The sequence below is a fragment of the Nocardia sp. NPDC004582 genome, assembly GCF_053602115.1.
On the sequence record NZ_JBSGCY010000032.1, the window covers coordinates 47,194 to 53,951 of the forward strand.

The 6,758-nt window shown below is 69.7% G+C and carries 6 protein-coding genes and 2 pseudogenes; 3 read left to right on the plus strand and 5 right to left on the minus strand.

All coding sequences use genetic code 11. The features are described from left to right. Positions 1 to 54: 54 nt before the first annotated feature. Both ACWELJ_RS12365 and ACWELJ_RS12370 read right to left on the minus strand, forming a co-directional pair. Positions 55 to 429 (minus strand): annotated as a pseudogene (locus ACWELJ_RS12365) (TRAM domain-containing protein); the annotation flags it as partial. Further along, on the minus strand, positions 426 to 2,414 hold the full coding sequence (locus tag ACWELJ_RS12370; RefSeq protein WP_452366241.1) for an APC family permease: 1,989 nt from the start codon (positions 2,412 to 2,414) through the stop codon (positions 426 to 428). The gene ACWELJ_RS12370 and the pseudogene ACWELJ_RS12365, both read right to left, overlap by 4 nt. Before the next feature lie 232 nt (positions 2,415 to 2,646). On the opposite strand from ACWELJ_RS12370, the gene ACWELJ_RS12375 reads away from it, so the two are divergent. Together ACWELJ_RS12375 and ACWELJ_RS12380 are read left to right on the plus strand one after the other, a co-directional pair. Beyond that, positions 2,647 to 3,312, plus strand: a complete 666-nt coding sequence (locus ACWELJ_RS12375; RefSeq protein ID WP_452366242.1) for a potassium channel family protein — start codon at positions 2,647 to 2,649, stop codon at positions 3,310 to 3,312. A gap of 16 nt (positions 3,313 to 3,328) precedes the next feature. Beyond that, positions 3,329 to 4,024: a potassium channel family protein gene (locus ACWELJ_RS12380; RefSeq protein WP_452366243.1), complete on the plus strand. Its 696-nt coding sequence runs from the start codon at positions 3,329 to 3,331 to the stop codon at positions 4,022 to 4,024. 87 nt (positions 4,025 to 4,111) lie between these two features. On the opposite strand, the gene ACWELJ_RS12385 is transcribed toward ACWELJ_RS12380, so the two are convergent. The 3 genes from ACWELJ_RS12385 to ACWELJ_RS12395 all read right to left on the minus strand — a co-directional run bounded on the left by ACWELJ_RS12385 (position 4,112) and on the right by ACWELJ_RS12395 (position 6,253). After that, the gene (locus ACWELJ_RS12385) at positions 4,112 to 4,693 is read right to left on the minus strand and encodes a sigma-70 family RNA polymerase sigma factor (protein ID WP_357195933.1); all 582 of its coding nucleotides are present in this window, start codon (positions 4,691 to 4,693) and stop codon (positions 4,112 to 4,114) included. A gap of 298 nt (positions 4,694 to 4,991) precedes the next feature. Next, positions 4,992 to 5,609: a DUF3159 domain-containing protein gene (locus ACWELJ_RS12390; RefSeq protein WP_452366246.1), complete on the minus strand. Its 618-nt coding sequence runs from the start codon at positions 5,607 to 5,609 to the stop codon at positions 4,992 to 4,994. A gap of 251 nt (positions 5,610 to 5,860) precedes the next feature. Beyond that, complete coding sequence (locus ACWELJ_RS12395) at positions 5,861 to 6,253, minus strand: OB-fold nucleic acid binding domain-containing protein (RefSeq protein WP_452366247.1); 393 nt, start codon at positions 6,251 to 6,253, stop codon at positions 5,861 to 5,863. Positions 6,254 to 6,419: 166 nt separating this feature from the next. Between ACWELJ_RS12395 and ACWELJ_RS12400 the strand changes: the two are divergent. Beyond that, a pseudogene (locus ACWELJ_RS12400) lies at positions 6,420 to 6,758 on the plus strand (alpha/beta hydrolase); the annotation flags it as partial.

The following is a 6,758-nucleotide window of genomic DNA, read 5'->3' on the forward strand; positions in this document are numbered from 1 at the left end:
CCCCGTGCGGGAGTCCGGCTGCGCGACCGTGCCGGTCGGCAGACCGGCGGGCACCGGGATGGGCTCGACCGTGAAGTCGGGCTCCCAGCCGGCGAGGCGGCGCAACTGGTCGGCGACGACCTGGTGTTTGAGGGCGCGCTGGGCCTCGGGGGTGGCGAAGGTGAAGTCGCAGCAGCCCGCGCCGCCGGGGCCCGACACCGGGCAGGTGGCGGGGACGCGGTCGGGCGACGGGTCGAGGATGTCGATGGCGTCGGCGCGGCAGAAGGAGCCGCCGCGGTCCTCGGTGACCAAGGCCCGGACCAGTTCACCGGGCAGGCCGTGGCGGACGAACAGGACACGGCCCTCGTGGCGGGCCACACAGAAACCGCCGTGGCCCGGCGGGCCGAGACGGACCTCGAAGACCTCGCCGTACCAGTCGGGTCCGCTCACGATTCGTCCCCGAAACCGCGACGCACCGAACCGGGGGCATTGACCACCCGGCTGGGGTGGGCCCGCCCCGCCGACGAGGACAGCTGCCACGGGACGCTGGTCACCATGACGCCGGGCTCGAACAGCAGGCGGCCCTTCAGACGCAACGCGCTCTGGTTGTGCAGCAATTGCTCCCACCAATGGCCGACCACGTATTCGGGGATGAACACGGTGACCACATCGCGCGGCGAGGTCTTGCGCACCCGCTTCACGTAATCGACCACGGGCTTGGTGATCTCACGGTACGGCGATTCGATCACCTTGAGCGGCACCGCGATATCGCTGGACTCCCACGCCCGCACCAGCGCCCGGGTGTCGGGTTCGTCGACATTGACCGTGATGGCCTCGATGGTGTCGGGCCGGGTGGCGCGGGCGTAGGCCAGGGCGCGCCGGGTCGGCATGTGCAGCTTGGACACCAGCACGATGGAGTGGGTGCGACTGGGCAGCACCCCGTCCCAGTCGGCCTCGTCCAGCTCCCGCGACACGGAGTCGTAGTGGCGGCGAATGAGTTTCATCAGGCCGAAGATCGCCGCCATGGTGATGATGGCGATCCAGGCGCCCGCCACGAACTTGGTGACCAGCACGATGATCAGGACGGTCGCGGTCATGGTCAGGCCGATGGCGTTGATCACCCGCGACCGCTTCATCCGCATCCGCTGCGCGGGATCGGTCTCGGTGCGCAGCAACCGGGTCCAGTGCCGCAGCATGCCGGTCTGGCTCAGCACGAACGACACGAACACGCCGACGATGTAGAGCTGGATCAGACGCGTCACCTCCGCGCCGAACAGCACCACGAACGCGATGGCCGCGCCCGCCAGGAACAGGATGCCGTTGCTGAACGCCAGCCGGTCACCGCGGGTGTGCAGCTGACGCGGCAGGAAACGGTCCTGCGCCAGAATCGAACCCAGCACCGGGAACCCGTTGAAGGCGGTGTTGGCCGCCAGCACCAGGATCAGCGCGGTGACGATGGTGATGAAGTAGAACCCGGCCGGGAAGCCGGAGAACACCGCGCCCGCCAGCTGCGCCACCAGGGTCTTCTGCTCGTAGCCCGCGGGCGCGCCGATCAGGTCCGAGGTGTCGTGGGCGTAGACGATGCCGACCTTCTGGGTGAGCACGATCATGCCCATGAACAGCGTGACCGCGATGCAGCCCAGCAGCAGCAGGGTGGTCGCGGCATTGCGCGACTTGGGTTTGCGGAACGCGGGCACGCCGTTGGAGATGGCCTCGACACCGGTCAGCGCCGCACAGCCGGAGGAGAAGGCGCGCGCGATGAGGAAGACGAAGGCCAGGCCGAACAGATGCTCGTCCTCGGCCTTCAACCCGAATCCGTACGACTCGGCGTGCACCGTCTGACCCAGGAAGATCCGGACGAAACCCCAGATCAGCATGACGAACATGCCGATCATGAAGGCGTAGGTGGGAATCGCGAACGCCGTGCCGGATTCGCGCACACCACGCAGATTGATCGCGGTCAGGATCACGATCGCCGACACCGCGAACAACACCTTGTGCGTCGCCACGAACGGCACCGCCGACCCGATATTGGACGCCGCCGAGGAGATCGACACCGCCACCGTGAGCACATAGTCGACCAGCAGCGCGCTGCCGACCGTCAACCCCGCCGTGGGTCCCAGGTTCTTGGTGGCGACCTCGTAGTCGCCGCCACCGGAGGGATAGGCGTGCACATTCTGCCGGTAGCTGGCCACCACGACCGCCATCACCAGCGCGACCGCCAGACCGATCCACGGTGCGTAGACGTAGGCGGACAGGCCGGCCACCGACAGCACCAGGAAGATCTCCTCGGGCGCGTATGCCACCGAAGACAGCGCGTCCGACGCGAAGACCGGGAGCGCGATCCGCTTGGGCAGCAGCGTATGACCGAGAGAATCGCTGCGGAATGGGCGGCCCACCAGCATGCGCTTGGCGGCCGTCGTCAACTTCGACACTCCAGGCAGCATAGGTCAGTCCGCGGGCGACCGTGTTCGCGGCGCGACGCGGGCCACCCGCGGCCGTAGGGTGACCTCGGGCGCTGTGAGGTTTTTCCGGTTCCGGTTTGAACATGTTCCGGAGGGGGAAAGTGCCCGCAGTGAAACTCGAGCGGTACGGTTGCCACCCGGCCGATATTTCGATCAAGCAACCAGACCGCACACCACGGTTTTCGGGAATGGGGTTCGTACGGTGTACGTCGTGATCATGGGATGTGGGCGGGTCGGATCCTCGCTCGCCCGCGCCCTCGTCCGGATCGGCCACGAGGTCGCGGTGATCGATCAGAACTCGAGCGCCTTCCTGCGCCTGGGCCGCGATTTCCCGGGCCTGTGCATCACCGGCGTCGGCTTCGATCGAGATGTGCTGACCCGGGCCGGAATCGAACGCGCCGGGGCCTTCGCCGCCGTGTCCTCCGGTGACAACTCCAACATCATCTCCGCGCGCGTCGCCCGCGAGACCTTCGGCGTGGAGCGCGTGGTCGCCCGCATCTACGACGCCAAGCGCGCCGCGGTGTACGAGCGCCTCGGCATCCCCACCATCGCCACCGTGCCGTGGACCACCGACCGATTCCTGCGCACCCTGGTCGCCGATCAGTCCACCACCACCTGGCGCGACCCCACCGGCACCGTCGCCGTCACCGAACTCGACCTGAACGAGAACTGGTACGGGCACTCGGTGAACGCGCTGGAGGAGGCCATCGGGGCGCGCGTCGCCTTCGTCATCCGCTTCGGGCAGGGCGTGCTGCCCACGGGCAAATCCATGCTGCAGGCCGACGACCTGGTCTACATCGCCGCCACCTCCGGCAATGTCGGCGAGGCCGTCGCCCTGGCCGCCAATCCCCCTGCCCCCGAGCACTGATCGTGAAGGAAGCCCGATGAAGGTAGCCATCGCCGGGGCCGGAGCCGTCGGCCGCTCCATCGCCCAGGAACTGCTACGCGGCGGCCACCAGGTCATGCTGCTCGAACGCCGACTCGACCACATCGACCCCACCAGCGCCCCCACCGCCGTCTGGACCCACGCCGACGCCTGCGAGCTGGAGACGCTCGAGGAGGCCGGGCTCGAGACCTACGACGTGGTCATCGCCGCCACCGGCGACGACAAGGTGAACCTGGTGTTCAGCCTGCTCGCCAAGACCGAATTCGGCGTGCAGCGAGTGGTGGCCCGCGTCAACGACCCGCGCAACGAGTGGCTGTTCGACTCGTCCTGGGGCGTCGACGTCGCGGTGTCCACGCCGCGACTGCTGGCCTCGCTGGTCGAGGAGGCGGTCTCGGTCGGCGATCTGGTGCGGCTGATGACGCTGCGCCAAGGTCAGGCCAACCTGGTCGAGATCACCCTGCCCACCGATACGCCTTTGGCGGGCAAGGCCGTTCGCACCCTCACCCTGCCCCGCGACGCCGCCCTGGTCACCATCCTGCGCGGCGGGCGCGTCATCGTCCCGCAGGCCGACGATCCGCTCGAAGGCGAGGACGAACTGCTGTTCGTCACCTCGGTCGAGGCCGAGGACGAGCTGCGCAAGGCGCTCGGCGTCAACGGGGTCAACGGGTTCGGCTCGGTCGAAGCCACCGCCTGACCCCGAACCGCCGCACCCCCGCATACGGCAATGGGCCGGGCGCACCCCCTGCGCCCGGCCCATTCGCCGTCTTCATCCCCCGCACCCTCAGGACGCCTCCCGCAGCTCGGCCCGCAGCCGGTTCAGCGCGCGGTGCTGCATGACCCGCACCACGCCCGGGCTGGTGCCGATGGCCTCGGCGGTCTCGGCCGCGGTCCAGCCCAGCACGATCCGCATGACCAGCACCTCACGGTGGGTCGAGGACAGCACCTGCATGAGGTCGCGGGTGGCGCGCCGGGTCTCCATCGCCAGCGCCCGCTCCTCCGGGCCCGCCTCGGTGTTCGGGGCGTCGGGGAACTCCGCGACCGGGTAGGCCGGGTGCAGCTGCGCCCGCCGGAACGCGTCGGCCACCTTGTTCGCCGAGATGCCGTAGACGAAGGCCAGGAACGACTTGCCCTGGTCGCGGTAGCGCGGGATGGCCTGCACCGTCGCCAGGCAGATCTCCTGCGCCACATCATCCGCGGTCACGTGCAGGTGACCCGCGCCGCCCATGCGAGCCGCGCAGTAGCGGCGCACCAGCGGGTACACGATCTTGAGGATCTCGGAGACGGCGGCGCGGTCACCGGCGGCGGCCGGGCCGATCAGCTTCTCCAGTTCCGCTGCGGCGCGCCGGGACTCCGACGTCGCCACACTGCCGGTCTTGCTGCCTCCCCGCCCCGCCGGGTGCCGGCGCGAGGCCGCAATCTGCACCGCGGTACCGAGCCCCTCGCCCCGTTCCTGCGCTGCCACTGCCTTGCCGTCGGTACTCAACTCCGCGTTCCTTTCTCCGTAGCCTGTGAGAGCTTCTGAGAAAGATCGTGCTCGCCGGGGGGCCGCCGAAATAGGTACCCCAGGGGTGGGTTGGTCACCCCCTTTCGTCCCCGCACGGGCCCGAAGGTGTTGCGCGACGCGGATTTAGCGCGATAAGTGCCCGAACTGGACGATTGAGCTAGGCCGCGGAATCCGCGGCCCCGGCCTCAGCCTTACCGGCATTCGCCCTGGCAGAGGGCAGATGACCGGCCTTGCGGACCGCCCAGAAGGTCACCAGCGCGGCCACCGCGGTCAACGGCCATCCCATGGCGATCCGCGCCACCGCCAGCAGACCGGTGCTGTTGGCCGCGTACAGGTGGTTCTGCACCAGGTACCGGGCCACGAACACCAGCGCCCACACCGCGGTCGCGATGTCGTAGAGCCGCATGGCGCGCTTGTCCGAACGCCACCCGGTGCCGTGCCCGTTCAACGCACCCCAGATCACGCCCGCCAGCGGCCAGCGCACCACCAGCGACAGCAGGAACGCCCCGCCGTACACCAGGCTCGCGTAGATGCCGAACAGGAAGAAACCCTTCGCCTCCCCCATCCGGTAGGCGATGAACGCGCACACACCCACACCCAGGAAACCGGAGATGGCGGGCTGGATCGGACCCCGACGCACCAAGCGCCACACCAGGATCGCCGCGGCCACGCCCAGCGACGCCCAGATCGCGGCGGTCAGGCCGCGCAGCGAATTCACCGGCACGAACACCAGCACCGGCAGCGAGGAATAGATCAGGCCCGACAGGCCGCCCATCTGCTCGAGCAGCGTCGGCTCGGGCTCGTCCGCCCCGGCCTCCTCATCGGCATGGTGCGGGGCGTCGGCGGCGCGCTCGGCATCCACCAGCGCCTGCATGTCCTCGTCCAGCAGCGCGTGATCCAGGCGCCATGCCGTCGCATCGGCGTCGGCCGGGTTCAACTGGACCGTGGGCGGGTCGAAGTCCGCCGCAGCGGAGGGCTCGGCGGACTCGCGGCCCTCGCCGCTGCTGGTGGGGTTCGGCATGAGTGTCAGGAATTCCCGCGCAGTTCGTAGTAGGGGTTGTAGATGACCTTGCCGCCGTCGCGTTCACCGACGCGGCCGCGGACCAGGATACGACGGCCCGGTTCGATTCCCGGGATACGACGCCTGCCGATGAACACCAGGGCCACGCTGTCGGTGCCGTCGAAGAATTCGGCGGCCACCTCCGCACCACCGGCCTTGGGACAGGCCTCCACACTGCGGAGCCGGCCGACCATGGTGACTTCCTCACCACGCCGGCATTCCGATGCCCGGCACGCGCCCGACGCCTCGGACGTCTCGGCGAGCTCTTCGGCATCCAAACGATCCAGGTCCTCCGTCAGTCTGCGGCCGAGCCGCCGGAAATAGCCTGACGGGGTGTCCTTCCCACCCGCGGATGGCATCTCGCACGCTCTCCTGTAGAGCTCGGACGGCGTGGGTCTCACGTCGTTCGTTCCTTCCACGTCGACCGGGCGGTTTGCCACCCGGCCGCTCATGGCCGTACCTCCGCCACTGTAGATGGGACGGGCTGCACCCGCCACGCGCGCCCGTCCCCGCTACAGTCGGCCGGTGCCCGATCTTCCCCGTCCGGCGGTCGCCGTCGCCCTGCCCGGAACCGGCTCCGACGCCCACTTCGCCCGCCGCGCCTTCGGATCCGCTTGCGCCGCACTGGATCTGCCGTTCCTGGCGGTCGACCCCGACCCGCGCGCGGTGATCGAGAGCTACCGGGCCGCCCTGGACGCCGCCGCCCGCTCCGGACCCGTCCTGGTCACCGGGATCTCGCTGGGCGCGGCCGTCGCCGTGGACTGGGCCGCCGAGCACCCCGAATCGGTGTTCGGCGTGGTCGCCGCCCTGCCCGCCTGGACCGGCGCCGACACCACCGGCTGCCCCGCGGCCCTGTCCGCCGCC

Coding starts and splice junctions, on each gene's coding strand:
- ACWELJ_RS12395 (WP_452366247.1), bottom strand. CDS start 6,253: ATGCCATCCGCGGGTGGGAAGGACACCCCGTCAGGCTATTTCCGGCGG.
- ACWELJ_RS12380 (WP_452366243.1), top strand. CDS start 3,329: ATGAAGGTAGCCATCGCCGGGGCCGGAGCCGTCGGCCGCTCCATCGCC.
- ACWELJ_RS12390 (WP_452366246.1), bottom strand. CDS start 5,609: ATGGGCGGCCTGTCGGGCCTGATCTATTCCTCGCTGCCGGTGCTGGTG.